Origin of the sequence: Rhizobium binxianense, from assembly GCF_028994275.1 — a bacterium.
Classification (GTDB): Bacteria; Pseudomonadota; Alphaproteobacteria; order Rhizobiales; family Rhizobiaceae; genus Rhizobium; species Rhizobium binxianense.
The window spans coordinates 3,966,088-3,991,702 of record NZ_CP118713.1 but is presented as its reverse complement, the minus strand read 5'-3'; the positions used below and the strand labels follow the sequence as shown (position 1 = coordinate 3,991,702).

General features: G+C 62.6%; 20 protein-coding genes and 1 tRNA gene. 13 read left to right on the top strand and 8 right to left on the bottom strand.

All coding sequences use genetic code 11. From position 1 onward, the window contains the following. Nucleotides 1–55: 55 nt before the first annotated feature. On the top strand, nt 56–3,367 hold the full coding sequence (locus PO860_RS19565; protein WP_273884438.1) for an oligosaccharide flippase family protein: 3,312 nt from the start codon (nt 56–58) through the stop codon (nt 3,365–3,367). Between the two features lie 12 nt (nt 3,368–3,379). Here PO860_RS19565 and PO860_RS19560 read toward each other — a convergent pair whose 3' ends face one another. The 3 genes from PO860_RS19560 to PO860_RS19550 form a co-directional block, all read right to left on the bottom strand. Further along, a complete protein-coding gene (locus tag PO860_RS19560; protein WP_273884522.1) occupies nt 3,380–4,558 on the bottom strand; it encodes a glycosyltransferase family 4 protein in 1,179 nt (392 codons plus the stop codon). A gap of 145 nt (nt 4,559–4,703) precedes the next feature. After that, nucleotides 4,704–4,940 carry an Lrp/AsnC ligand binding domain-containing protein gene (locus tag PO860_RS19555; protein ID WP_097589936.1) on the bottom strand — a complete coding sequence of 79 codons (237 nt, stop codon included), beginning with the start codon at nt 4,938–4,940 and terminating at the stop codon, nt 4,704–4,706. A gap of 68 nt (nt 4,941–5,008) precedes the next feature. Beyond that, nucleotides 5,009–5,917 carry a LysR family transcriptional regulator gene (locus PO860_RS19550; protein ID WP_273884439.1) on the bottom strand — a complete coding sequence of 303 codons (909 nt, stop codon included), beginning with the start codon at nt 5,915–5,917 and terminating at the stop codon, nt 5,009–5,011. Between the two features lie 84 nt (nt 5,918–6,001). Between PO860_RS19550 and hglS the strand changes: the two genes are divergently transcribed. The 6 genes from hglS (at nt 6,002) to PO860_RS19520 (ending at nt 14,336) form a co-directional block, all read left to right on the top strand. Beyond that, complete coding sequence (hglS, locus tag PO860_RS19545; protein WP_273884440.1) at nt 6,002–7,432, top strand: 2-oxoadipate dioxygenase/decarboxylase HglS; 1,431 nt, start codon at nt 6,002–6,004, stop codon at nt 7,430–7,432. Nucleotides 7,433–7,499: 67 nt separating this feature from the next. Beyond that, on the top strand, nt 7,500–8,783 hold the full coding sequence (locus tag PO860_RS19540; RefSeq protein ID WP_273884441.1) for an NAD(P)/FAD-dependent oxidoreductase: 1,284 nt from the start codon (nt 7,500–7,502) through the stop codon (nt 8,781–8,783). A 24-nt stretch (nt 8,784–8,807) separates the two neighbouring features. After that, on the top strand, nt 8,808–10,346 hold the full coding sequence (amaB, locus tag PO860_RS19535; RefSeq protein WP_273884442.1) for an L-piperidine-6-carboxylate dehydrogenase: 1,539 nt from the start codon (nt 8,808–8,810) through the stop codon (nt 10,344–10,346). Nucleotides 10,347–10,547: 201 nt separating this feature from the next. After that, nucleotides 10,548–11,573 (top strand): iron ABC transporter substrate-binding protein, encoded by a 1,026-nt coding sequence (locus PO860_RS19530; protein WP_183608549.1) that lies wholly within the window; start codon nt 10,548–10,550, stop codon nt 11,571–11,573. 148 nt (nt 11,574–11,721) lie between these two features. Continuing rightward, complete coding sequence (locus tag PO860_RS19525; protein ID WP_183608738.1) at nt 11,722–13,302, top strand: ABC transporter permease; 1,581 nt, start codon at nt 11,722–11,724, stop codon at nt 13,300–13,302. Further along, nucleotides 13,299–14,336, top strand: coding sequence for an ABC transporter ATP-binding protein (locus tag PO860_RS19520; RefSeq protein ID WP_183608550.1), 1,038 nt, complete (start codon nt 13,299–13,301; stop codon nt 14,334–14,336). Before PO860_RS19525 ends, PO860_RS19520 begins: the two co-directional genes overlap by 4 nt. A 42-nt stretch (nt 14,337–14,378) precedes the next feature. Here the strand turns inward: PO860_RS19520 and PO860_RS19515 are convergent, their stop codons facing one another. The 4 genes from PO860_RS19515 to PO860_RS19500 form a co-directional block, all read right to left on the bottom strand. Continuing rightward, nucleotides 14,379–15,713, bottom strand: a complete 1,335-nt coding sequence (locus PO860_RS19515) for a glucoamylase family protein (RefSeq protein ID WP_183608551.1) — start codon at nt 15,711–15,713, stop codon at nt 14,379–14,381. A 265-nt stretch (nt 15,714–15,978) separates the two neighbouring features. Continuing rightward, nucleotides 15,979–17,763 (bottom strand): gamma-glutamyltransferase family protein, encoded by a 1,785-nt coding sequence (locus tag PO860_RS19510; protein WP_273884443.1) that lies wholly within the window; start codon nt 17,761–17,763, stop codon nt 15,979–15,981. Between the two features lie 49 nt (nt 17,764–17,812). Continuing rightward, nucleotides 17,813–19,246, bottom strand: coding sequence for a M81 family metallopeptidase (locus PO860_RS19505; protein WP_273884444.1), 1,434 nt, complete (start codon nt 19,244–19,246; stop codon nt 17,813–17,815). Between the two features lie 527 nt (nt 19,247–19,773). Beyond that, a tRNA-Gly gene (locus tag PO860_RS19500) sits at nt 19,774–19,848 on the bottom strand. Nucleotides 19,849–20,100: 252 nt separating this feature from the next. Between PO860_RS19500 and PO860_RS19495 the strand changes: the two genes are divergently transcribed. From PO860_RS19495 to PO860_RS19480, 4 genes are all read left to right on the top strand, one after another. Continuing rightward, nucleotides 20,101–20,610, top strand: a complete 510-nt coding sequence (locus tag PO860_RS19495; protein WP_183608554.1) for a prolyl-tRNA synthetase associated domain-containing protein — start codon at nt 20,101–20,103, stop codon at nt 20,608–20,610. Nucleotides 20,611–20,768: 158 nt separating this feature from the next. Further along, nucleotides 20,769–21,743, top strand: coding sequence for a thioredoxin (gene trxA / locus PO860_RS19490; protein WP_272783559.1), 975 nt, complete (start codon nt 20,769–20,771; stop codon nt 21,741–21,743). 76 nt (nt 21,744–21,819) lie between these two features. Beyond that, on the top strand, nt 21,820–22,506 hold the full coding sequence (locus tag PO860_RS19485; protein ID WP_183608556.1) for an LON peptidase substrate-binding domain-containing protein: 687 nt from the start codon (nt 21,820–21,822) through the stop codon (nt 22,504–22,506). Between the two features lie 9 nt (nt 22,507–22,515). Next, nucleotides 22,516–22,704 (top strand): Trm112 family protein, encoded by a 189-nt coding sequence (locus PO860_RS19480; RefSeq protein WP_003567459.1) that lies wholly within the window; start codon nt 22,516–22,518, stop codon nt 22,702–22,704. A gap of 143 nt (nt 22,705–22,847) precedes the next feature. Here the strand turns inward: PO860_RS19480 and PO860_RS19475 are convergent, their stop codons facing one another. Then, a complete protein-coding gene (locus PO860_RS19475) occupies nt 22,848–24,062 on the bottom strand; it encodes a ubiquinone biosynthesis hydroxylase (RefSeq protein ID WP_272783562.1) in 1,215 nt (404 codons plus the stop codon). An 84-nt stretch (nt 24,063–24,146) separates the two neighbouring features. Between PO860_RS19475 and tesB the strand changes: the two genes are divergently transcribed. Both tesB and PO860_RS19465 read left to right on the top strand, forming a co-directional pair. Further along, nucleotides 24,147–25,031: an acyl-CoA thioesterase II gene (tesB, locus tag PO860_RS19470; protein ID WP_272783563.1), complete on the top strand. Its 885-nt coding sequence runs from the start codon at nt 24,147–24,149 to the stop codon at nt 25,029–25,031. Nucleotides 25,032–25,241: 210 nt separating this feature from the next. Beyond that, nucleotides 25,242–25,592 (top strand): P-II family nitrogen regulator, encoded by a 351-nt coding sequence (locus PO860_RS19465; protein WP_003543684.1) that lies wholly within the window; start codon nt 25,242–25,244, stop codon nt 25,590–25,592. The last annotated feature ends 23 nt before the right edge of the window (nt 25,593–25,615 follow it).

Sequence of the window (25,615 nt, the reverse complement as noted above, 5' to 3'; positions counted from 1 at the left end):
TTCGCATTAGAGATGGCGGGTAGCCTGCTTTAGGCCGATCCTGGCGGATGGATAGATGTCGAAGGGTATTATCGCAAATTCGGTGATGAATGCGGCGGCGGGCATGCTGCTGCTTCTGACGGGCTTCGTGTCCTCGATCATAACCGCGCGGCTGCTCGGGCCGGAAGCCAACGGCATCGTCGCTTTTTCCCTCTGGCTGGTGGTCACGGGCGCCTCGATTGCCGAGCTCGGCTCCAGCATCACGCTCTTGAAGACCCTGCCGCAGCTTTCGGCGGAAGGTTACGACGCACGCCGCCGGCGGGGGTTTGCCGCCATCCTCGTCAGCTTCATGATGTTTTCGACCGTCGCGCTGTTGGCGCTCTATGCCCTGTTCTTCCTGACTTCCGAGAAGATGCACTGGGCGGAGACTGCGCCGTCCGTCGCTCTGGTCACCGGCGTGTTGTTCTTCATCCAGGCGATCGGATCCTTCGTCAAATTCTACCTGATCGGCGAAAAAAAGCTCGGCGCCTTCTTCAAGCTGACGGTCGCCGTCTCGATCGTGCAGCTTGCCGGTGTTGCCGCCGGCGCCGTTTTCTATGGCGTCGAGGGCGTTCTCGTCGGTTATGCGCTCGGCCAGCTCGTGTTGTTTTTCGCCACGCTGCCGATCCTGCTGGCGCGGCGCGACTGGTGCGGGGTCTCGCTGAAATATCTCGCCTCCTCCTCCGTCATCCTGTCGATCCAGTTCATCATCGATTCGATCTTCCTCAACCGGCTCGAACTGCTCTTCCTGCAGCAATTCTGGTCGGTGGAGATGGTCGGCTATTATGCCGTCGGCCTGTCGATCGCCAATATCGCCCTGCAACTGCCGATCCAGATGACCGGCAGCCTGCTGCCCTATTATTCCGAGCGGCGCCACAACAGCGACGATTCGACCTTGCCGGTCGAGGTTTTTGCCGCGGTCACCCGCAGCATGGCCTATATCGTGCTGCCGATGAGCCTCGGGCTTGCCGCGATCTCCAGCGAACTGGTGCTGGTGGTGTTCGGCGAAGCGTTCCGCCGCAGCGGAACGGTGGTGGCGCTGCTTGCGCTGGTCGCGCCCGCCTATACTTTCATGCAGATCCTCAGCCTCTATCTGCTGTCGATGGACCGGGCCCGCTCCCGCCTCAAGATCAGTGTGATAGGTGGCCTGCTGATGGTAGCGGGTTGTTTACTGATCGTACCTAGGCTTGCCGCAGAAGGTGCCGCACTCGTGCGCATTCTCGTCTTCGTTGCAATGTCGGTGATGATGATCAGACAGACAGGATTCGGATCCCAGCTCTCGAGTCTCTACACAAGCCTGACGAAGGTGATGCTCGCCTCCGTGCTCTGTGCTTGTGGAGCGATCTCCATGCTGGAATTCGTCCAGGGTCCGATCGGCCTCGTCGCCGCGATCATCGCCGGCACATTCTGCTATTTCGCCGCACTGCGCGTGTTGCGCGCCGTGCCGGCCGAGGATGTCGAGGTCATGCGCGCCATTCTCGAGAAGATGCCGCCCGTGCTGCGGCGGCCTGTGGGACACGCGATCAATTTCATCGCGCCGCGGCTTCCCGGCGATCCCGACCGCGCCAAGGTCGCGCCGGGCGAATTTTCGCTCGACCCGGCCGAGGGCGCCGGACGCAGCGCTGCCCTGCCTGTCGTCTTCGCCGGCACGATCGGGCTGTTCATGCCCGAAAATCCCGAGGTCAACAAGCGTTCGGCCGCCGTGCTGTTCGTCAGCCCCTGGGGTTTCGAGGAAATGTGCAGCCGCAAATTTTTCCGCGTCGCGGCCGAGCATTTCGCCGATATCGGCGTGCCGAGCCTGCGCTTCGACTATCGCGGCACCGGCGATGCGCTCGATTTCGGGGCGCTGCCGGCACGGCTGGAAACCTGGGAAAATTCGATCCGCGCCGCCGCCGCCGAGCTGAAATCGCTCTCCGGCTGCGACCGCATCATCCTCATCGGACAGGGCCTCGGCGCTACGCTTGCCCATCGCATCGGCGCCTCGATCGAAGGTGTCGACAGCCTCGTCATGCTGGCGCCGGTGCTGAGCGGCCGGGCCTATCTGCGCGAACTCAACATGTGGTCCAAGATCATCGATGCCGATCTCGGCCTCGGCAAGGAGCATGTCCAGACCGCGAAGGTGCAGATTGCCGGGCTGGTCATGCCCGAGGAGATCGCCGCCGAACTTGGCAAGCTTAACATCGCCTCGCCGCAGGGGCTTGCCGCGTCGCGCTATCTGATCCTCGAGCGTCCCGCCAGGGCCGATGATAGCGGCTTTGCCGATGCGCTGAAGGCGCTTGGCGCCGACGTCGAACAGACGGTTTTCGAAGGTTATGACGAGCTCGCCACCAATCCGCTGTTTGCCAAGACGCCGACCGGTGTCGTCGAGCGGTTGAGGGCCTGGCTGGAGGCGACGACGACGGAGACATCCGCCCCCCACTCGCCTGATGTGATCGAGAGCCCGCCGCTTGCCGGCGAGGGTTTTACCGAAACGCCGGTGCGTTTCGGCAGCCACGATCATCTGGTCGGCGTCGTCAGCCGGCCGCTCGGCGAGATCAAGGGCAATGCCGTACTCTTCCTGTCGACGGCCTATGACCGGCATGCGGGCTGGGGACGCACGACGGTGGATATGGCGCGCGAACTCGCCCGCCAGGGCGTCGTTTCGCTGCGCTTCGATTCCGCCAATGTCGGGGACAGCCCGCCGCGGCCGGATGCGCCGGAACAGGTGCTTTATTCGGATACGCAGACCGCGGATGCGGTCGCCTCGCTCGATCTGCTCGAAAGTATCGTCGCCGGTCCGATCATGGTGGCCGGCCGATGCAGCGGCGGTTATGTCGCCTTCCGCGCCGGCGTCGCCGACGAGCGCTTGAAGGCGGTCGTCTCGATCAATCCCTTCGTCTATTACTGGGACCCTGAGATACCGGTGCGCAAGGAGCATGTCGTCTCGGTTCCCCGCAGCCTCGATGATTACGGTCAGCGCCTGGCGCGGATCGACACGCTGAAACGGCTCATCAGCGGTCAGGTGGATGTGGTGTCGGCGCTGCAGAATATCGTCATCGCCGGCGGCCGGCGTCTGTCGCCGTGGATCGCGCCGCTGCTCGAGCTGCTTCCCGACCGGCGCCATATCGCCCGCGAAGTCCGGTATTCCTTCGCGCTGTTTACCAAGCGCAAGGTGCCGCTGACGCTGATCTACAGCGAGGGTGATGTCGGGCTCGACCACGTCTATTTCCATTTCGGGCCGCGCGGCGCCAAGCTTTCCCGCTATCCGAATGTACGGCTGCTGATGCTGCCGGATGCCGACCACAATCTGACGCCGCCGCAATCGCGCAAATTCGTGCTCGACGAGATCATCCGCTTAGCGATGGCGTGAGGGATTTTAGGATCAGATCCGGTCGGCGGCGGCGACGTTCAGCGACCGATAGAGATCGATGTAACGCTCGGCAACGATGTCCCAGGAATAGCCGCGGGCGGCGTCGAGAAGCTTGGTGCGGACGACGTCCGGTTGGCGTGCGAGAGCGTCATAGGCCGCTTCGATCACTGTCGCGGCGGTCTCTGGATTGGTGAAATCGGCAAGCCGGATGACCGGATGCCGGCCGGCAAGCGTGGTAAAGGCGTCGTTGGCGTTCAGCACCGGCAGCAGGCCGGCGCTCATCGCCTCCAGCGCCACCAGGCCGAAACCTTCATATTCCGAGGCGGAAGCAAAGAGCGAGGCCTCGGCGATGATGCGCCGGATGGCGCCGTTGTCGGGTGAGACGTGCAGGGTGACGCGGCCGGAAAGCTTGCGGTCTTCGATCGCGGCTTCGACGTCGGCCCGGTTCAGGTCGGATTCGGCCCCGACGATGTCGAGATGCCATTCCGGGTCACGGGTCTTCAGCACGGCCATTGCATCGAGCAGGTGGTCCAGCCGCTTGTTCACCGAGAACCGCCCAATGGTGACGACGCGGCGTTTTGGCCGGCGCGAAGCGGCGTCGGCGAACTTGCCGATATCGGCGCCGTTTTCGATCAGCAGGCTGTCGGGAACGATTTCGGCAAATTGCTTGAGGTCGGAGGCGCTGCAGCAGACGACGCGCCGATAGGCCAGCGCCGAAGCGCGAGTCAGCGTCCGGAACCAGATCTTCTTGATCGTCGCGTATTTCCTGGTGTGGAAGAAGCCGCCATGGGTGGTGACGATCATCGGCTTGCCATGCAGTAACCGGCCCCAGGCGAGCGCATCGAAGAAGAAGTCGATGGCATGGACATGCACGAGATCGGCATCGCCGAGATGGCGGAAAACCTGCGGCGCCAGCGGATAACGGCTGCTGCCGGACCAGGGAATGCGCACCACCTCGATGCCGTTGATATTCTCGCGCGGCGGCAGCCTGTCTTCAGGCGCGGTGAACAGCGAATCGAGGGTGACGACGCGGACGCGATAACCGCGGCGCACGGTCTGGCGGCCGAGATTGGCGACGACGTCTTCCAGGCCGCCACGGTTGGGCAGGAACTGGCGCACGACATGGACGATCAGCGGCGCCGTTTCCGGCTGCAGCCTCTCGCGCACCGTATCTGCCTCGACGATCGCCATTTTCCACCTATCGCTGCGCACGCCGCCTCATGTCGAGGCGGGACTCTTATAGCAACGAGCAGATATCTCAGGCGTTAAGCTGCGGTTTAAGCGGTATCCTGAAAGGCGATTCTTCGCGAAAAAGGTTAACCGCCTCTGACGGAGATCAGAAGGCCTTGAAGGTCAGCGTCGTCAGCGAGCGGACGATGCCTGATATATTGGCAATGTTGTCGTTGATGAACTTGCCGATATCCTGGCCTTCCTCGATATAGACCTTCAGCAGCAGGTCGTAGTCGCCGCTTGTGGAATAGAGCTCCGAGACCAGTTCGGTCTGGTAGATGGCGTCGGCGACCTCATAGGTCTTGCCGGGGGCGCATTGGAGCTGGACGAAGATCGGCTTCATGGGGATTTCCTGCAAAGTTGTTTGGCCGGCATAATGGTCGAAAGCGCCATGCCGATGCAAGCCGTTCGTCACGCCGCCGGGTTGGCGGCGGCTTCCGCGACGATCCAATCGCGAAAGGCGGCAAGCGGCGCATAGTCGGCACGCTCTCTGGGAAAGGCGAGATAATAACGCTCGCGGCTCTCCATTTCACGGTCGACGGCGGCGACGAGATCGCCGCGCCTGATCTCCTCCTGCATCAGGAATGTCGGCAAGAGGGCGACGCCGAGACCGGCGATCGCCGCCTGCGCGGCGGTGGCGAACTGGTCGAACAGCATGCCGTGGACGTTTTCGAAGGAAACGCCGTTGCCGGCAAACCATTGTTCCCAGGCATCCGGGCGCGTCGTCAGGTGCAGAAGCGGAACGGCAAGCAGATTCTGCGGCCCGGAGATTGCGTATTGCTTCAGAAAATCTGGACTGCAGGCCGGTACCGTGCGCTCGGACATCAGAAAGGCGAGTTCGGCGCCCGGCCAGTGCGGATGGCCGAAATGGATGGCGGCGTCGATCGAATCAAGTCGGAAATCGAAGGGCGAAAGCCGGGTCACCAGATTGATGGTGACACCGGGATTGGCAGCGAGGAAGCGGCCCAGACGCGGCGCCAACCAGCGGGTGCCGAAGGTCGGCAGGATGGCGAGATTGAGCGTGCCGCCATGCGGATTGGCGCGCAGGTTCAGCGAGGCGCTCGATATGCGCCGCAGCGCCTCGCGGATTTCGCGGGCATAACTGTCGCCGGCCAGCGTCAGTCGCATGGTCTGGCGCTCGCGCAGGAAGAGCTCGACGCCGAGCTGCTCCTCCAGCGCGCTCACCTGGCGGCTGACGGCGCTCTGCGTCAGATCGAGTTCGCGCGCGGCCGCCGTCACGCTGCCGGTGCGGGCAACCGCCTCGAAGGCGGCGAGATGTGAAATCGACGGCAGAAAACGCCTTGAAGCGAACATGTTCATTCCATTTCAGAATGAGCTATTTCCGAATTGTCGATATTTCCGGCTTTGTGGCTGAAGTAAAGAGGTTCATCCTGCAAAAACGGAATGAGCCGGAGTTCTCAGATGCCGCAAGCCTTCGTGTCCACAGACCGTATCCGCTCCCTGTTCACTGAAGCGATGTCGCAGATGTACCGGGCGGAGGTGCCGCAATATGGCACGCTGATCGAACTGGTGGCGGATGTGAATGCCGGCTGCCTTGAAAACGATCCCGATCTGCGTGAGCGTCTGACCCAAGCCGGCGAGCTGGAGCGCATCGATGTCGAGCGCCACGGCGCCATCCGGCTCGGTACGGCAGAGGAGCTTTTTACCATCCGCCGCCTGTTTGCCGTCATGGGCATGCAGCCGGTCGGCTATTACGATCTCTCGGTCGCAGGCGTGCCGGTTCACTCCACCAGCTTCCGGCCGATCGACGAGGCGGCGCTCAACGTCAATCCGTTCCGGGTCTTCACCTCGCTGTTGCGATTGGAATTGATCGAGGACGAGGGACTGCGCGTTGAAGCCGAAGCCATTCTGGCCGCGCGGCGCATCTATACGCCGCGTGCCGTCACGCTGATCGAGCGTCACGAGCAGAATGGCGGCCTGACCGAGGCGGAAGCGCGGGAATTCGTTGCCGAGGCGCTTGAGACCTTCCGCTGGCACGGCGAGACGACGGTCAGCGCCGAGACCTATAAGCGGCTGCACGATGCGCACCGGCTGATCGCCGACGTCGTCAGCTTCAAGGGACCGCACATCAACCACCTGACGCCGCGCACGCTCGATATCGACGCGGTCCAGGCCCGCATGCCGGAACGCGGCATCACGCCGAAGGCCGTCATCGAAGGGCCGCCGCGCCGTCATTGCGATATCCTGCTGCGGCAGACGAGTTTCAAGGCGCTGGAGGAAACGATCATCTTTTCCGGTGACGCGGATGCAGTTCAAGGGACGCATACCGCCCGTTTCGGCGAGATCGAACAGCGCGGCGTGGCGCTGACGGCCAAGGGCCGGGCGCTTTACGACCGGCTGCTCGCCTCGGTTCGCGGCGAAGTGCAGGTCGGCGCCGGCGGCGCCAAGGCCGGCGCCTATGACCAGGAACTCGCCGAGCGCTTCAAGGCGCTGCCGGACAGCTGGGATGAGCTGCGCAGGCAAGGTCTGGCCTTCTTCCGCTATTCAGCGACGCCTGCGGGCATTGCTGCGGCAGCTGGCGGCACGCTGCCGAGCGATCCTGAGGCGCTGATCGCCAAGGGTTATCTTGCCTTCGCACCGATCGTCTATGAAGACTTCCTGCCCGTCAGCGCGGCCGGCATTTTTCAGTCGAATCTCGGCACCGATCAGCAGCAGAATTATGCGACGCATTCCAACCGCGATGCCTTCGAAGCGGCGCTCGGCGCCACCGTTCAGGACGAGCTGGCGCTTTATGCCGAGCGCCAGGCGACCTCGCTGGAAGCGGCGATGGAAGCGCTCGGCCTTGCAGGCCCGCAGTTGAAGACCGTTGCCTGAAATGCCGGCTTCAACACCTGGCTTTATGGGTTAGAGTAGCGCAATTTCGATCCGATCGGACCAAACCATGCTGAATGATCCGCGCTCCCACGGCCTCTGGGAAAAGACCGCCCCCGAACCGCCGGCCACCACACCTCTCGAAGGCGTGGTCTCGGCCGATGTCGTCATCGTCGGCGGCGGTTACCTCGGTCTCTCCTCCGCCCTGCATCTTGCCGAAGCCGGCTCGAAGGTGGTGTTGCTGGAGGCGAAGGAGATCGGTTTCGGCGGCGCCGGGCGCAATGTCGGCCTGATCAATGCCGGCATGTGGGTGATGCCTGACGATCTGCCCGGCGTGCTCGGCCCGGTGCATGGTGAACGGCTGCTCGATCTGCTCGGCAATGCGCCGAAACTGGTCATGGCGCTGATCGACAAGCATGGCATCGCCTGCGAACTCGAACGCAACGGTACGCTGCATTGCGCCGTCGGCGCCGACGGGCTGAAGGAGATCGAGGAACGCGCGGCGCAATGGTCTGCGCGCGGCGCACCCGTGACGCTGCTCGATGCGGCGGAGACGGCCAAACGCATCGGCAGCGATGCCTATACCGGTTCGCTGCTCGACAAACGTGCGGGAACGCTGCAGCCGCTTGCCTATGCTCGCGGCCTTGCCCATGCCGCCGTCAAGACCGGGGTCGCCATTCATACGTCAAGCCCCGTCATTGCAACGGAGCAAACCGGCAGCCGCTGGATCGTGAAGACGGCAAACGGCGCGGCCAGCGCGGACTGGATCATCGTTGCAACCGATGCCTACAGCACCGGTCCTTTCGAGCAGGTGCGCAACGAACAGATCTATCTGCCCTATTTCAATTTCGCCACCGCGCCGCTCGGCCATAATCTGCGTCAGTCGATCCTGCCGGGGCGGGAAGGCGCATGGGATACCAAGGAAATCCTCTCCTCCTTCCGCATGGACCAGGCCGGCCGTCTCGTTTTCGGCAGTGTCGGGGCGCTGCGCAATACCGGACTGGCCGTACACAAGGGCTGGGCGAAACGCGCATTGAAGCGGCTCTTTCCTGTTATCGGCGATGTCGAATTCGAGTGTGAATGGTATGGCCAGATCGGCATGACCGACAATGCGCTGCCGCGCTTCCACAAATTCGCGCCTGGGGTTGTCGGCTTTTCGGGTTACAATGGCCGCGGCATTGCGCCCGGCACGGTCTTCGGCCGGACGCTGGCGGAGCATATCCTTGGCCGGCTCACCGAAGCCGATCTGCCGCTGCCGCTGACTTCACCGACCGAACCGAGCTTCCGTGCGCTGAAAGAAATATGGTACGAAGCCGGCGCTCAGGTCGCCCATTTCGCCGATGCCCGCTTCTGAGAAAATAAGATTGGAACCACGACAATGACCATCGCCGTCCTCGATCTCGCCACCGAAACCGCCAAGCTGCTCGCCGAACTCGGCGTCGATGCCGGCCGCTATCACGGCGGCACGCTGTCCGTCACCTCGCCTGTTACCGGCAAGGAAATCGGCAGGCTCAGGGAAGATTCCGTTTCCGAGACGAAGGCGGCGATCGAAGCGGCGCACCAGGCCTCCCTCGAATGGCGTGCCGTGCCGGCGCCGAAGCGCGGTGAACTGGTCCGCCTGCTCGGCGAGGAACTGCGCGCCTCCAAGGCAGCCCTCGGCCGCCTCGTCTCGATCGAGGTCGGCAAAATCACTTCGGAAGGTCTGGGCGAAGTGCAGGAGATGATCGACATCTGCGATTTCGCCGTCGGTCTTTCCCGACAGCTCTACGGCCTGACGATCGCCACCGAGCGCTCCGAGCACCGGATGATGGAAAGCTGGCATCCGCTCGGCGTGGTCGGCATCATCTCCGCCTTCAATTTCCCGGTCGCCGTCTGGTCGTGGAACGCGGCGTTGGCGATGGTCTGCGGCAATTCCACGGTCTGGAAGCCTTCGGAAAAGACGCCGCTGACGGCGCTTGCCGTGCAGGCGCTGTTCGAGAAGGCGCTGAAGCGTTTCGTCGCAGAGGGCGGCACGGCGCCTGCCAATCTGTCAACGCTGATCATCGGCGGGCGCGATGTCGGCGAAGTGCTGGTCGACCATCCGAAGATCCCGCTCGTTTCCGCCACCGGCTCGACGGCCATGGGCCGCGCCGTCGGTCCGCGCCTGTCGCAGCGTTTTGCCCGCGGCATTCTCGAACTCGGCGGCAACAATGCGGCGATCGTCTGCCCGAGCGCCGATCTCGACCTGACGCTGCGCGGCGTTGCCTTCTCCGCCATGGGTACTGCCGGCCAGCGCTGCACGACGCTGCGCCGTCTGTTCGTGCATGAAAGTGTCTACGACCAGCTGGTGCCGCGCCTGCAGAAGGCCTATGGCTCCGTCACCATCGGCAATCCGCTGGAGAGCGGCACGCTCGTGGGACCGCTGATCGACGGCCAGGCTTTCGAGAAGATGCAGGCAGCGCTTGGCGAGGCGAAATCGGCCGGCGGCACGGTGACCGGCGGCGAGCGCGTCGGCAACGGTTTGACCGATGCTTTCTACGTTCGCCCGGCGCTTGTCGAAATGCCTGATCAGACCGGCCCGGTCGAACACGAGACCTTCGCGCCGATCCTCTATGTGATGAAATACAGCGATTTCGACGCGGTACTGGCGCTGCACAATGCGGTGCCGCAGGGACTGTCGTCGTCGATCTTCACCAATGACATGCGCGAGGCCGAAACCTTCGTCTCCGCCCGTGGTTCGGATTGCGGCATCGCCAACGTCAACCTCGGGCCGTCGGGTGCCGAGATCGGCGGCGCCTTCGGCGGCGAGAAGGAGACCGGCGGCGGCCGTGAATCCGGTTCGGATGCCTGGAAGGCCTATATGCGCCGCGCCACCAACACGATCAACTACGGCAGGACCCTGCCGCTGGCGCAGGGCGTCAAGTTCGACGTCGAATAGGCGGTTGCAAGGGGAAAGGCGGCGCCTGCCGAGCGTCGCCTATTGGCCGGATAGAGATTTATTCCCGGGTAATATGAAATATTTAGTCAAGATATTGTGATTGCTTTTCTTCGAACACGAAACTTGAAATCGTCAGTCAAGAAAAATATACGCCTCCTACCACCCTCGGGAGCCGGGGTGGACATTGCCATGGAGGCCATCATGAATATCGCTCTTAACCGTTTCTCCCGCGCATTTGCGCTTGCCGCTTCGCTTCTCTCCGCCACCGCGCTTGCAGGCAGCGCCAATGCGCAGGGGACCGAAGGCCTGGTTGTCTACAATGCCCAGCACGAAAGCCTGGGCCGCGAATGGATCGACGCCTTCACCAAGGAGACCGGCATCAAGGTCACCATGCGCCAGGGCGGCGACATGCAGTTCGCCAACCAGATCATTCAGGAGGGCGATGCCTCTCCGGCTGACGTATTCCTGACCGAGAATTCGCCGGCAATGTCTCTGGTCGATGGCGCGGGCCTCTTTGCCCCCATCGAAAAGGAAACGCTGGATCAGGTTCCGGATCAGTATCGCCCCGCCGACGGCATGTGGACCGGCATTGCCGCCCGCACCACGGTTTTCGCCTATGACAAGACGAAGCTCAGCGAAGACAAGCTGCCGAAGTCGCTGCTCGATCTTGCAGATCCGGCCTGGAAGGGCCGCTGGGGCGCGTCGCCCGCCGGCGCCGACTTCCAGGCCATCGTCGCCGCCCTGCTGCAGCTCAAGGGCGAAGACGCCACCAAGGCGTGGCTGAAGGGCCTGAAGGACAATGCCACGCCCTACAAGGGCAACAGCGTCGCAATGAAGGCCGTCAATGCCGGCGAGGTCGAAGGCGCAGTCATCTATCATTATTACTGGTTCGGCGATCAGGCCAAAACCGGCGAGAACAGCAAGAATGTTGGCCTGCACTATTTCAAGAACCAGGATCCGGGCGCTTTCGTCAGCGTTTCGGGCGGCGGCGTCCTGAAGTCCACGCAGCATATGAAGGAAGCCCAGGCTTTCCTGAAGTTCATCACCAGCAAGGCAGGCCAGGCCGTGCTCAAAGACGGTACGTCCTATGAATATGCCGTCGGCAAGGATGCGTCCTCCAACGACAAGCTCACTCCGCTTGCCGATCTCAACGCGCCGAAGGTCGAAGCTTCGACCCTCGACAGCAAGAAGGTCGTGGAGCTGATGACGGCCGCCGGTCTGATCTGATTTTCTGCCGCAGCCTTCCTGCGGCCAAAACTATTGCTTTTGGCTCAAGAAAACCTTAGGGCATGACGAAATCCGGCAACCGCTCTTGAAAGCGGTTGCCTTCCTTTTTCAGCGTGTGAAGGCATTGGCCTTGCTGCAGGACAACAGATTGCTCGCATCCGGCAACGCGGCGCCGGTCGCGCCGAAGGCCGCGCGAATGGTTTTGCTGCGCGGGCGCATGCCGCATGCATCCGTAATGCTTCTCGCCACCGTCGTCGCGATCTTCAGCCTCGTGCCGCTCGGCTTCATCGGCTGGGTAACCTACGATGTCGGCTGGGAAACGGTGAAGGCCCTGGTCTTCCGGCCGCGCGTCGGCGAACTCCTGGTCAATACGGTTCTGCTGGAATCGATCACCATTCCGCTGTCGATCGCCCTTGCCGTGACGCTCGCCTGGCTGACCGAACGGACGGACATCCCTTTCCCGCGGCTCTGGGCCTGGCTTGCAATTGCTCCGCTCGCCGTGCCCGCCTTCGTGCACAGCTATGCCTGGGTCAGCCTCGTTCCCGGCATGCGCGGCCTGCAGAGCGGTGTCTTCGTCTCGGTCATCGCCTATTATCCCTTCCTCTACCTGCCGGTCGCCGCAGCATTGCGCCGTCTCGATCCGGCCATCGAGGATGCCGCAGCCTCTCTGGGCCTCAATCCCTGGCGGGTGTTTTTCCGCGCCGTGCTGCCGCAACTCAGACTCGCCATCTGTGGCGGCTCGCTGCTGATCGCGCTGCATCTGCTGTCGGAGTACGGCCTGTTCGTGATGATCCGGTTCGACACGTTCGCGACTGCCATCGTCGACCAGTTCCAGTCCTCCTACAACAGCCCGGCCTCCAATATGCTCGGCGGCGTGCTCGTCGCCTGCTGTCTTTTTCTGCTCGGCTTCGAGGTGCTGGTGCGCGGCAACGAACGTTATGCCCGCGTCGGTTCCGGCTCGCCGCGTCCGGCGGACCGCCGCCGGCTGGGCTGGTTCGTGGTGCCGGCCGTTTTGCTGCCCATCATCCTGGCGGTGCTGACGCTCGGCGTGCCGTTGGTGACGCTTGGCCGCTGGCTCTATCTCGGCGGCGCCGACATCTGGCGCATCGAAGTCGGTAGCGCTTTTCTGCAGACAATCGTGCTTGCCATTGTCGGCGGCGTGCTGGCGACGATTGCCGCGGCACCGATGGCCTGGCTGTCGGTGCGGGCGCCCGGCCGGTTCCAGCGCGTGCTCGAGGCCTGCCATTATTATGTCGGCTCGCTGCCGGGCGTCGTCGTGGCGCTGGCGCTGGTGACGATCACCGTGCGTCTCGTGCTGCCGCTCTATCAGACCTTCGCCACGCTCATTATCGCCTATGTGATGCTTTTCCTGCCGCGTGCCATGGTCGGGCTGCGTGCCAGCATCGCCCAGGCTCCGGTGGAGCTGGAGCGCGCTGCGATGGGCCTCGGCCGCACGCCGGGCCAGGCGGTACGGCAGATCACCATGCGGCTTGCAGCACCGGGAGCTGCTGCCAGCGTGGCGCTCACCGCACTTGGCATTACCAATGAACTGACGGCGACACTGATGCTGTCGCCCAACGGCGTCGATACGCTGGCGACGAAATTCTGGTCGCTGACCAGCGAGATCGATTACGTCTCGGCTGCACCCTACGCCTTCATGATGGTGGTTCTGTCGCTGCCGCTCACCCTGACACTCTATACCCAATCGAAACGGACCGTCGGCCAATGACGCTGCTTACGATCGAAAACATCAGCAAGCGCTATGGCCCCGTGCAGGCGCTGAAGGATATTTCGCTCGACGTCTCGGCGGGCAGCCGCACCGCCGTCGTCGGCCCGTCCGGTTCGGGCAAGACGACGCTGTTGCGCATCATTGCCGGCTTCGAGCAGCCCGATGTCGGCCGGGTGACGCTGGATGGCGAGGTGCTGGCAGACGGTGCGGCGACAGTACCGGCGCACAAGCGCGGCATCGGCATCGTCTCGCAGGACGGCGCGCTGTTTCCGCACCTGAGCGTTGCCGAGAATATCGGCTTCGGGTTTGAGCGCGGGGCAGCCGATCGCGACCAGCGCATCCTCGATCTGCTCGATATGGTCGAGCTCGACCGCGGCATGCTGGTGCGGCGCCCGCATCAGCTGTCCGGCGGCCAGCAGCAGCGCGTGGCGCTCGCCCGTGCGCTCGGCCGCAAGCCGCGGCTGATGCTGCTTGACGAACCTTTCTCAGCCCTCGATACCGGGCTGCGTGAGAATATGCGCAAGGCGGTGGCGCGCGTGCTGCAGGCGGCCGGCATCACCACCATTCTCGTCACCCATGATCAGGAAGAGGCGCTGACCTTTGCCGATCAGGTGGCGGTGCTCAGGGAAGGACGGCTGATCCAGGCCGGGTCGCCGCAATCATTGTATCTGCATCCGCGCGATCGCGAGACGGCGTTGTTTCTCGGCGATGCCGTGCTGCTTCCCGCCATCATCCGCAACGGTCTTGCCGATTGCGCCCTCGGCCACGTTGCCGTCGAGGGCAGCCGGCAGGGCAAGGCGGAGATCATGCTGCGGCCCGAGCAGATCCGCGTCGTTGCCGATGATAGCGATCGCAGCTATGGCGGCCGTGTCGTCGAGGTGGAATTCGGCGGCGCGGTCTGCACCGTTGCGGTTTCGCTGGACGGCGTTGCCCTGCCGCCGATCCTGATCAAAACCTCGAGCGTTGCGCTGCCGGCGCGAGGCGACCTCGTTCGTCTCGATATCGCAGGCAAGGCGCATGTCTTCGAGAGCTGAGTGAGAGACCCGGAAATCAATTTCGATTGCCGGGATTATGTTTTAGCCGAACTTGCGCACCACTTCTTCCGGCTCGATCCCTTCGAGCCAGCCGCCGGTAAAGCCGGCGCGCTCGAGCCCGAGGCGGAAGACCGGCGATTGGCGCATCAGCTTCCAGATGAAGTCGGAGCGCTCGTTCTCGATCGTCATGACGACAAGACCCTGATCGATGCCGACGGTGCGGTCGTCGACCCAGCCTTCCGGCCGCTTGGTCTTGACCGTCGGATTGAAGCCGCCGGGAAAGCCGCCTTCCAAGAGCAGGTTCGGATAGGTGGTCAGAAGCGCCTTGGTGCCGTCGAGAGCGGCCTGCTTGTCATAGGGCAGGCAGGCGAGGGCCGCCCAGGGCGCAATCGTACCGTCATCGGGGCCGAGCGGGGCGCCGCGGGCGGCATAACCCAGAACCTTCGGCTGGCGGCCGCCGCGCATGCGCCGTGTCGGCGGCGGGCCGTCGCAGGCGGAGAACCCCCAGATATTCCTGTTATAGCCGACGAACTGGCCGGGATTGCGCTCGGCATAATCACGCTGGACATTGATGACAACCTGCGTGTTGCGGAAATAATCCCAGTTCCGCTCCGCCATCGGCTTGTCCCGAATGCCGCGGAAATCGATCCAGGCGTGCGAGAAGAGATGGATGAACAGCGGCCCGGCATAGAGATAGGACTGTTCGCCGTGCAGCATCCAGGAATAGCTTGACGTAAAGGCGTCGTAGCATGACTGCGGGATGGGGTGCGTCGGCGACCCGAGCGCCAGCGCATAGAGGATGATCGCCTCGTCGAAGCCGTGATAGCGCCAGCGCAGGAAGCCGGAAGAGGGCTTCCAGCCCATGGCAATGGTGTCGCCCTTGTTCAGTGCCCAGCGCCAGTCGACGCGCTCGTAGATGAAGGTGGCGAGTTCCCGGATTTCGGTTTCCGTCTCGTCGTCTTCGCGATTGAAATATTGCGCTGCCGTCAGGATGCCGGCGACGAGCAGCGCCGTATCGATGGTCGAAAGCTCGCTGTTCCAGGCGCGGTGGCCGGTATCCATGTGCAGGAAGTGGTAGAAGAAGCCGCGGTGGCCGGTCGCGTGGCGCTCTTCGCCCTGGCGCGCTTCGGCAAAGAAACGCAGCGTATTGACCGTGCGCTCGGCTGCTTCCTTTCGGCTGATCCAGGAGCGCTCGACACCGACGGGATAGGAGGAGAGCGCAAAGCCGACGGCTGCGATGCTCGCCGGCACGCCGCCGATCGAGGTATCGGCCACCAGGCCATTTTCGGGGTTGGAGTATTTCAGAAAGTACTTGAATGCCGAATGCTGCAGCCTGTCGACCAGTGCTGCATCAATGTCTTCAATCCGTTGCAGCATAGGCTCCTACCCAACTGTTGCATCGCCCCATGCTCAACATGGTGGCCGTCCCCGGGCAAATCAAACCTTTTTGATTCGTAGGGATAAGAGAACACAAATGGGCGGAACTGGTCGTTAATAATTATTGGTGAAATAATATCTAGCAGAAGTCATATAAGCGCTGCAGCAAAAAAGCCACGCCCGCTCCGGGCCGGCACAGGTTATTTTCCCGCAATACTTGTTCTCTCCGGCGCGCCTTGAAGACGGCCGACGAAGCCTTGGGGCGCTACCGTCCGACTGCATAGGCCTGCATCAGGCGTGGGGTCGCTGCGGCGCGCATCAGTCCGTCGGCATCGCGCCGCGCCGCGGTCAGCCGGCCGATCGTCCATTCTTCGGCCACCGTCAGCTTGTGGCCCCTGCGGGCGAGCGCCGCGAGCACATCGGTGCCGAAATTCGCTTCCACCATCAGGCTGCCGGGCTCGCGGGTGCGGGGATAGAAGGAGCTCGGGAAATGCGACGTGTGGAAGAGCGGCTGGTCGATCGCCGCCTGCAGGTTCAGTCTATGGTGCGCATACCGCAGGAAGAAAGAGAGCTGCCATTGCTCCTGCTGGTCGCCGCCCGGCGTGCCGAAGGCAAGCGTCGGACGGCCCTCGTAGAGGCCGAGCGAAGGCGTCAGCGTCGTGCGCGGCCGTTTGCCCGGGGCAAGCGAGGTCGGCAGGCCTGATTTCAGCCAGAACATCTGGGCGCGGGAATTCAGGCAGAAGCCGAGGCCGGGCACGGTCGGCGAAGACTGCAGCCAGCCGCCGGAGGGCGTGACGGAGACCATGTTGCCGTCGCGGTCGATCACGTCGATATGGACGGTGTCGCCACGCTTTTCGGAAAGATGCGCCATGGTCGGCTCGTAGACGGTGCCGGTCCTGGAATCTTCGCCGAGCATCTTCATCGTCAGATCATGCTGCGCCTCGAAGCCGGGCACGATACCGGGGCGAAGATCGAAGCTGGCATCCGCACCGACGAGTTTGCGGCGCTCGACGGCATAGGTCTCTGATAGTAGATGCGCGACTGGTACCTCGGAAAAATCCGGATCTCCGTAATAAACCTCGCGGTCGGCGAAGGCGAGCTTCATTGCCTCGGCGACGGTATGGACGAAATCGGCGCCGGCCGGGTCCATCGCGGCGAGATCGAAACCCTTGAGGATCGACAGGGTCTGCAGGAAGACCGGACCCTGGCCCCAGGGGCCGGTCTTGGCAATCGTCCAGCCGTGATAGTCATAGGTCAGCGGCGCCTCGATCGTCGCCGACCAACTCGCCATGTCGTTTGCAGTCAGCAAGCCCTTGTGGCGGCTGCCGCTCTCATCCATCACCTCGGCAGTCTTGAGATAGTCGTCGATCGTCTCGGCGATGAAGCCGCGATAGAAGGCGTCGCGGGCCGCTTCCACCTGCGCTTCCCGGCCGCGTTTCGTCTCGGCTTCGGCAATGACACGCTTCCAGGTTTCGGCAAGCACCGGGTTCTTGAAATTGGCATGCGCCGCGGGGACGCTGCCGCCGGGCAGCCAGGTCTCGTAAGAGGTCGGCCATTCCTTCTCGAAGAAAGACGCCAGCCCTTTGATGGTGGCGGAAACACTAGGCAGCAGGGGATGGCCGCGCTCGGCATAGTAAATCGCCGGTTCCAGCACCTCGCGCACGCTCATCGAGCCATAATCGCGCAGCATCAGCATCCAGCCGTCGAAGGAGCCGGGGATGACTGACGCAAGCAGCCCATCGCCGGGAATGAGTGTCAGGCCTTCCCCAGTATAGTGCTCGATGGTGGCGCCGGCGGGTGCCGGTCCCTGCGCGCAGATGACCTCGACCTTGTCCTTCCTCTTCGAATAGATCACCGCCGGCAGGTCGCCGCCCGGGCCGCAGAGATGCGGCTCGACGATCTGCAGCACGAACCCCGCTGCCACTGCGGCATCGAAGGCGTTGCCGCCCTTTTCGAGAATGCTCATGCCGACCGCCGAGGCGATCCAGTGTGTCGAGGTGACGACACCGAACGTGCCGAGGATTTCTGGACGGGTCGTGAATGCGGTCATGCGGAATGTCCTTTCCGGGAAATCAGATCTCGTTCGGATCGGTCGAAGCTCAGGCGCGCGCGGAGAGGAAGACCTGCGGCTCGAAGGCAAAGTCCTTGTCGAAGGGATAGGTCGGATGCTGCTTGCGCAGCCGCGGCAAGCGCTCGACGAACTGGTCGACGACCCCGGTCGACAGCGCCATCAGGTTCGGATTGGCGATCGGCGCCAATTCCGGCGAGAGATAGCCCGACTTGACGACAATAATCCTTGCCTTGTGCGGATCGAGGCCGAGCCGGGTGAAATCGACGATATTGTGATAGGGCCGGCGTTTGGCGCAGAGCACGAGATCGATGCCGCCGGTGGAAACCACTGCCTGGCGGTCGGTCGGATCTGCGGTCTCGTGCAGGAATTTGACCGTGAAGCGGGCGGTAACCGGCTTGCTGCCCTTGGTGTCGAGCGAGGCGCCGACGCCGAGCTCCCGTTCCGCGCCGATGCCGGCGGCATAACAGGCCTCGGTCGCCGCCTTGTCGGTGATGCCGGCGAAGATGACGCCGGCAGCACCCCTGGCGATCAGTTCGGCCAGCACATCGGCCCGGTCCCCGACGCCGCCGCCTGTGGGGTTGTCGCCGGATTCGGCAAGCACCACCGGGCCGGTCGGGCTTGCGATGGCTCTCGCGACACATTCCTCGACCGAGCCGGTTTCACAGCCGAAGACGAAATCTTCGCGCGCATCCCAATAGGCCTTGCCGAGACGTTTGGCCTCGCGCGTGAGCACGGCGCGGTCGGTGCCGGTCAGGATGGCGGCGGCCGTGGCACGCGGTTCGTCGGCCCAGACATAACCGACCATCAACGATGCATCCCAGATGCCGTCGATCGCATCGATGCCAGGCAGAAGCGCATAGAGGCTCTTAGCCGGCTCATCGACGGTGCTGGTGCGCTCGCCTGGTAGTACGACCGGGATCGGTGCCCAGAGGACGACCGGCCTCTCGCCGGTTTTCAGGCTCTTGACCAGCATGGAGACCGAGCGGCGCATCGTCTCCTCGACATCGATATGCGGCGCGGTGCGATAGGTTGAATAGATGTCGAGCGCATCGATGATGCGCTGGGTGACGTTGCCGTGCAGGTCATAGCTGGCCGAAACGGTGCAATCCTCGCCGACCAGCGCCCGGGCCGCGCTGATCCAGTCGCCCTCGGCATCCTCCATGCCCTCGACATACATGGCGCCGTGCATGGCGAGATAGAGGCCGTCGAGCGGCAGCAGCGGCTTCAGGCGCTCGAGGAATTCACCCTTGAAAGCCTCGTAGGTGGCGCGCGCAACCGGCCCGCCGGCGATGGCGCGGGCATGGATCGTCGGCAGGAACTCGGCATCGTAATCCTTGAGGAAGGCGAAGTAGGGTGATGCCAGCAGGGCGTCCCCACGCACCACGCGGAAATCCTTCTCCTCGTTGAGGACGGGGTTGTATGTGCTGCATTCGATATGAATGCCACCGACGGCGATGCGCATGAGGAACCTCGGTTGGTGTTGGGAGCAATCAGGACGTTATGGGGCTGGCACCCCCGGTTCGAGCACCGGCGTCGACGCGCTGGGTGCGGATCGGTGTCGCTCGATGGAGTTGGTGCTGCGATAAACTGACCATTCGAGATCCGATCCGAAGACGCGTCCTTTTGCTCCGACAATAAGTTTACAAACGAACCAATCAACCAAAATAAATTACAATTTAAAGCCGACGTCGAGGTGGAAGATGCCGATATCGGTGAGCCTCCGGCCGACTCGGTTTTTTCCGTCGGATGCCGCGGCCCGATTGCTGCCGACAAAGCAGTCGCGTCGCCATAAGAAAAAATCCCACTTCGGATTCCCGAAATTCCCTCGCTTCGTGAGGTCGGCGAAGCATTTGCTGCTGCATCAGGATTTCAAGATGCAATCTGGATTCGGAGAAGCAGGAGTTTCGGAGCCGATATGGTCCCTTGCCGTGCCTGGCACAAAGGCGCCTATCGCGGCGCTATGCAAACATTTAATTTTCTGGGAAAAACTGGAGCGGGCGAAGGGATTCGAACCCTCGACCCCAACCTTGGCAAGGTTGTGCTCTACCCCTGAGCTACACCCGCTCAATCCGCATCGGTCCGGGGTAGTTGTTGGACCGTGGGCGCCGCCTTGTGGCGACGGGCGCTATATGGCCTAACGGATTTTCAAATGCAACAGGGAAATGACGAAGAGGCGAAGAAAAATTCTGCTGCGCGCAGAGGCCGAGTGAAAAGGCCGCAAATGTGGGGGTAGAGCGTCGGTGGCGAAGATTGCCAAATGACGTGGGCGGACTTAATCAGGGGCCTCGACTTTTCCCTCCTGCAATGGATTGCCCGATGCCCGAAAATACCCCGAAGACAAGAGACGAATTGTTTGCCTTTCTCGACGGGCTCGGCATTGCCCACAAGACGGTCGATCATGCGCCTGTCTTCACCGTGGCCGAATCGGTTGCTCTGCGCGACGAGATCCCCGGCGGGCATACCAAGAACCTCTTCGTCAAGGACAAGAAGGACAGGTATTTCCTGCTGACCGTGGAGGAAAATGCCGAGGTCGACCTCAAGCAGGTGCATAATTTGATCGGCGGGTCCGGCCGGGTCTCCTTCGGCAGGGCAGAGAAGCTGATGGAATATCTCGGTGTCGTTCCAGGAGCGGTCACCGCCTTCGGCGCGATCAACGATACGGCAGGGAATGTCACATTCGTGCTCGATGCCGATCTGATGGGCGAGGAGATCGTCAACTGCCATCCGCTTTCCAATGATGCGACGACCTCGGTTGCGAGCAGTGATCTCATCCGTTTCATGGAAGCGACCGGACACAAGCCGCTTGTCTTGAAAGTGACGTCCTGACATACGATTTTAGCGCTAAAGCGCGTGAGGATCTTTTCAGTTCGCTTGCCGCGCTTTAGCCTTTGGTTTTGTGCATGTCTTTATCGCAAAACCGCTACACTTTTGCGCGACATGCTTTAGCAAAGACGCCGGCAGGATCGGCGCGGCGGGAGACACCTATGAGCGGCAGCGACAACCCCTATAACGGTTCCTTCGGAAATCAAATGACGGCGACGACAAGCTTCGGCGCAGCGCCGGCACCCGCGGCTGCGGCCGGCAGCTACATCACGGACACGACGACGGCGAATTTCGGCAAGGACGTCATCGAGGAATCGCGCAAGCAGCCGGTGCTGGTCGATTTCTGGGCGCCTTGGTGCGGCCCGTGCAAGCAGCTGACGCCGGTATTGGAAAAAGTGGTCAATGAAGCCAAGGGCCGTGTCAGGCTGGTCAAGATGAACATCGATGACCATCCCTCGATCGCCGGCCAGCTCGGTATCCAATCGATTCCCGCCGTTATCGCCTTCGTCAACGGCCGCCCCGCCGACGGCTTCATGGGTGCAGTGCCGGAAAGCCAGATCAGCCAGTTCATCGACCGTATCGCCGGCCCGGCCGGCGCCGACGAGGCGGCCGAGATCGAAGCCGTGCTGACCGAAGCGGCAGAATTGCTGGCCGCCGGCAATATCAACGAGGCGGCCCAGCTCTACGGCGCGGTGATGCAGGCCGATCCCGAGAACGCCAAGGCGCTGGCCGGCATGGCCGAATGCATGATCGCCGCAAACCAGCATGAGCGGGCGCGCCAGGTGCTGAGCGAGCTGCCGGAAGAGCTTTCGAAAGACGCCGGCATCCAGGCGGTGCTGAAGAAGCTCGAACAGATCGAGGAAGCGCGCAAGCTCGGCGATCCCGTTGCGCTCGAACGCGACCTGGTTGCCAATCCCGACGACCACGAGGCGCGGCTGAAGCTCGCCAAGATCCTCAATGTCGAAGGCCGGCGCGACGAAGCGGCCGAGCACCTGCTGCTGATCATGCGCAAGGACCGCGCCTTCGACGATGACGGCGCCCGCCGCCAGCTGCTGCAGTTCTTCGAGGTCTGGGGGTTCAAGGATCCGGCGACGGTTTCCGCCCGGCGCAAGCTTTCGGCGATGCTGTTCTCCTAAGTTTAGGAGATCTGCCCTTGCGTTTTCGGGCGGGGGCACCACATTCTCGTCAGAACGGGCATGCCCGTTTACAAGAATGCGGGACGGTTTCATGCAAGTCGGTAATGCCAGATACCTGAAGCCGGGCGATCTGCCTGATACGATCGCTGTCTTCCCCCTGACCGGTGCCCTCCTTCTGCCGGCCGGGCAGCTTCCGCTCAACATTTTCGAGCCGCGTTATCTGGCGATGCTGGATGCGGCGCTGACCGGAAACCGGCTGATCGGCATGGTGCAGCCGGCGCTCGGCGAACACGAGGACAAGGGCGGCGAGCCCAGCCTTGCCGCCGTCGGCTGCCTTGGCCGCATCACCTCCTTCGCCGAGACCGGCGACGGGCGCTATATCGTCTCGCTGACGGGCGTCTGCCGCTTTCGGCTGCTGGAGGAGAAGACGACCAGCGATCCGTTCCGCACCTTCCGTATCGCCCCGTTCATCGCCGATCTCTCGGCTGCGAACGAGGAGGAGGCGGTCGACCGCGCAGCACTTCTGACCGCCTTCAAAGCCTATCTCGATGCCAACAAGCTGGAGGCCGACTGGGAAAGCGTCGAGCGGGCGAGCAATCTGACGCTCGTCAATTCGCTGGCGATGATGTCGCCGTTCGGGCCGGCTGAAAAACAGGCGCTGCTGGAGGCGCCCGATTTGAAGACGCGGGCCGAAACGCTGATCGCCATCACCGAGATCGTGCTGGCGCGGGTCTTCGGTGACTCCGACACGGTTCTGCAGTAGGTTTCGGCCATGGACGAAAAACTCAGCCGCGTCGATCCGAAACTGCTCGAACTCCTGGTCTGCCCGCTCTCCAAGGGGCGGCTTTCCTATGATCGCGAACACAATGAACTCGTTTCGGAAAAGGCGCAGCTCGCTTATCCGATCCGCGACGGCATTCCGATCATGCTGGTGTCCGAAGCCCGCCGCCTCGACGAATAGTAGCGCCTCTCACCAGAGCATTTTCGTTTTTTCTTTGAATCACGAAAATGCTCTATCTCTTTGTTTTCACGCAATTCGCGGCAAAAGCGCTTCGCGCTTTGCCTGGACCGCTGCCCACTTTTGCTGGAATTGCTCTAGCGTCTTTAAATCGTCTCCCCAGCCAGCAAGCGCGGGTTGTCCTTGGCCGTCGTGCCAGCCGCTTGGCCGATGAAGAAGGATTTGAGGCGCGGCAGCCGGTCGACGATGCCGAGGCCGATGTCGCGGGCGATGCGGATTGGCGTCGCGTCGTTGGAAAACAGCCGGTTCAAAACGTCGGTCGTCATGCCCATGCGGAACGTGTCGAAGCGCCGCCAGGTCTGGTAACGCTCGAGAATGTTGATCGAGCCGATATCGAGGCCGAGGCGATCAGCCTCGACAATCGTTTCGGCGAGCGCCGCCACGTCCTTGAAGCCGAGATTGAGGCCCTGCCCGGAAATCGGGTGAATGCCGTGGGCGGCGTCGCCGGCCAGGGCAAAACGCGGTGCGACGAAGGCGCGGGCCAGCGTCAGGCCGAGCGGAAAGGCGCGCTTGTCGCCGATGACCTTCAGCGTGCCGAGCTTGTGGCCGAAGCGGCGTTCGAGCTCTTCCTCGAAGACCAGATCGTCGGCGGCGACCAGCCGCTCGGCATCATGCGTCCGCTCCGTCCAGACCAGTGAGGAGCGATTGTTCTTGAGCGGCAGGATGGCAAAAGGGCCGGCCGGCAGAAAATGTTCCTCGGCGCAGCCGTCATGCGGCCGCTCGTGTTCGACCGTTGCAACGATGCCGGACTGGCCGTAGTCCCAGGTGACGGTCTTGATGCCGGCGAGATCGCGCAGCGTCGAGCGCACGCCGTCGCAGGCAACCAGCAGCCGGCTCTCCAGCGCGCTGCCGTCCGAAAGCGTGACGGTGACATGGGTGTCGTGGGTCTTCAGCTCGGTGGCGCCAAGCCCGTGGCGGATGTCGATGCCGAGCCGCTCGCAGACGCCGCGCAGCGCTGCGACCATCGCAACATTCGGGATCATGTGGGCGAAGGGCCGGCCCTCGGCCACTTCGCCGTCGAAGGTCAGAAACACCGGCCGCACCGGATCGGAGGTCTTGGAGTCGGTGACGATCATTTTGGTGATCGGCTGGGCTTCCGGCTCGATTTCGTTCCATATGCCGAAGACCTCGAGCATTTTCGCTGCCGCAGCGATGACGGCGGAAGCGCGCGTATCTTTTTTCCAGACATGCTCGGGGGCCGCCTCGACGACGGCGACATTCAGATGGGGGGCTGCCTGTTTGACCGCGACGGCAGCGGAAAGGCCGACATAGCCCCCGCCCACAACCAGCATGTCCAGCATCGCGCCGCTCCCGTACCTTGTGCCTCAGATGTGATCTATATAGATCATCGCAACTTCACTTCCTACCGCCGGGAGGCATACAAAATGACGCGCGAGACATCAGGGCCTTCGGCAATGGAGACGCTGCTTTCGACGCTCGACCTTGAGCCGATCGAGGTCGATATCTTCCGGGGGCGCAGCCCGCAGGCCGGCTGGCAGCGGGTCTTCGGCGGCCAGGTGATCGGCCAGGCGCTGATGGCAGCGCAACGCACCATCGAGGGCGAGCGTTTCGTGCATTCGCTGCATGCCTATTTCATGCGCCCCGGCGATCCCTCGGTGCCGATCATCTATCAGGCGGAGCGGATCCGCGACGGATCGAGCTTCAACACGCGGCGTGTCGTTGCCATCCAGCATGGCAGAGCAATCTTCGCGCTGTCGGCTTCCTTCCAGATCGAGGAGCCGGGCTTCGACCACCAGATCGCAATGCCCGAAGTCCAGATGCCGGAGGCGCTGCTCGGCGAACAGCAGATCAAGGAGCAATATCTCACGCATGCGCCGGAGGCGATCCGAAAATATTGGCAGCGCGAGCGGCCGATCGAGATTCGTCCCGTCTCGCTGACGCATTATTTTTCCGACAAGAAGCTCGACCCCAAACAGGACGTCTGGGTGCGCGCCACCGGCCCGGTTCCGGACGACCGGCTCTATCAGGCGGCAGTCCTTGCCTATCTCTCGGATATGACGCTGCTTGACACCTCGCTCTATGCACACGGCACGTCGATCTTCGACCAGAGCCTGCAGGTGGCGAGCCTCGATCATTCCATGTGGTTCCACAGACCCTGCAAACTCGACGACTGGTTGCTCTATACGCAGGACAGCCCGTCGGCTTCGGGCGCCAGAGGGCTGACCCGGGGCAGTCTCTTTACCCGATCGGGTGAGCTGATCGCCTCTGTCGCGCAGGAGGGTTTGATTCGGAAAAAGGCAAATGAATAAATAATGTGCATCTTTGAAAATTTGCGCTTTATTTGTGCGCTTATTGGCCGATCATTTGCCTGTTTATTGGCATAAATTAATATAATTGTTATTTTTCAATAAGTTATATCTCATCACGAATCTGGCACGTCCTTTGAATGTATATCGCCGGTCGCTGTTCAGGAACGTCAGCGGCAAGGAGAGTCGGCTCCGTGCCGAGGATAACGAAGGATGGGAAACCAGATGAAAATTGTGATGGCTATTATCAAGCCGTTCAAGCTCGATGAGGTCCGCGAAGCTCTTACGGCGATCGGCATTCAGGGGCTGACCGTGACCGAAGTGAAGGGCTATGGCCGCCAGAAGGGGCACACCGAAATCTATCGCGGCACCGAATATGCGGTCAGCTTCCTGCCGAAGCTCAAGATCGAAATCGCGGTTGCATCGGAACTCGTCGACAGGGCCGTCGAAGCCATCGCAGCCTCGGCCAAGACCGGCCAGATCGGCGACGGCAAGATTTTCGTCTATTCGATCGACCATGCCGTACGCATCCGTACGGGCGAAACCGATTCAGAAGCGCTGTAAGCGGCAGATCAAGGAGCCTTTTC

Excerpts from the sequence above, each read along its gene's own strand:
- PO860_RS19565 (WP_273884438.1), top strand. The coding sequence starts at position 56 with ATGTCGAAGGGTATTATCGCAAATTCGGTGATGAATGCGGCGGCGGGC.
- PO860_RS19560 (WP_273884522.1), bottom strand. The coding sequence starts at position 4,558 with ATGGCGATCGTCGAGGCAGATACGGTGCGCGAGAGGCTGCAGCCGGAA.
- PO860_RS19555 (WP_097589936.1), bottom strand. The coding sequence starts at position 4,940 with ATGAAGCCGATCTTCGTCCAGCTCCAATGCGCCCCCGGCAAGACCTAT.
- PO860_RS19550 (WP_273884439.1), bottom strand. The coding sequence starts at position 5,917 with ATGAACATGTTCGCTTCAAGGCGTTTTCTGCCGTCGATTTCACATCTC.
- hglS (WP_273884440.1), top strand. The coding sequence starts at position 6,002 with ATGAGCCGGAGTTCTCAGATGCCGCAAGCCTTCGTGTCCACAGACCGT.
- PO860_RS19540 (WP_273884441.1), top strand. The coding sequence starts at position 7,500 with ATGCTGAATGATCCGCGCTCCCACGGCCTCTGGGAAAAGACCGCCCCC.
- amaB (WP_273884442.1), top strand. The coding sequence starts at position 8,808 with ATGACCATCGCCGTCCTCGATCTCGCCACCGAAACCGCCAAGCTGCTC.
- PO860_RS19530 (WP_183608549.1), top strand. The coding sequence starts at position 10,548 with ATGAATATCGCTCTTAACCGTTTCTCCCGCGCATTTGCGCTTGCCGCT.
- PO860_RS19520 (WP_183608550.1), top strand. The coding sequence starts at position 13,299 with ATGACGCTGCTTACGATCGAAAACATCAGCAAGCGCTATGGCCCCGTG.
- PO860_RS19515 (WP_183608551.1), bottom strand. The coding sequence starts at position 15,713 with ATGCTGCAACGGATTGAAGACATTGATGCAGCACTGGTCGACAGGCTG.
- PO860_RS19510 (WP_273884443.1), bottom strand. The coding sequence starts at position 17,763 with ATGACCGCATTCACGACCCGTCCAGAAATCCTCGGCACGTTCGGTGTC.
- PO860_RS19505 (WP_273884444.1), bottom strand. The coding sequence starts at position 19,246 with ATGCGCATCGCCGTCGGTGGCATTCATATCGAATGCAGCACATACAAC.
- PO860_RS19495 (WP_183608554.1), top strand. The coding sequence starts at position 20,101 with ATGCCCGAAAATACCCCGAAGACAAGAGACGAATTGTTTGCCTTTCTC.
- trxA (WP_272783559.1), top strand. The coding sequence starts at position 20,769 with ATGAGCGGCAGCGACAACCCCTATAACGGTTCCTTCGGAAATCAAATG.
- PO860_RS19485 (WP_183608556.1), top strand. The coding sequence starts at position 21,820 with ATGCGGGACGGTTTCATGCAAGTCGGTAATGCCAGATACCTGAAGCCG.
- PO860_RS19480 (WP_003567459.1), top strand. The coding sequence starts at position 22,516 with ATGGACGAAAAACTCAGCCGCGTCGATCCGAAACTGCTCGAACTCCTG.
- PO860_RS19475 (WP_272783562.1), bottom strand. The coding sequence starts at position 24,062 with ATGCTGGACATGCTGGTTGTGGGCGGGGGCTATGTCGGCCTTTCCGCT.
- tesB (WP_272783563.1), top strand. The coding sequence starts at position 24,147 with ATGACGCGCGAGACATCAGGGCCTTCGGCAATGGAGACGCTGCTTTCG.
- PO860_RS19465 (WP_003543684.1), top strand. The coding sequence starts at position 25,242 with ATGGGAAACCAGATGAAAATTGTGATGGCTATTATCAAGCCGTTCAAG.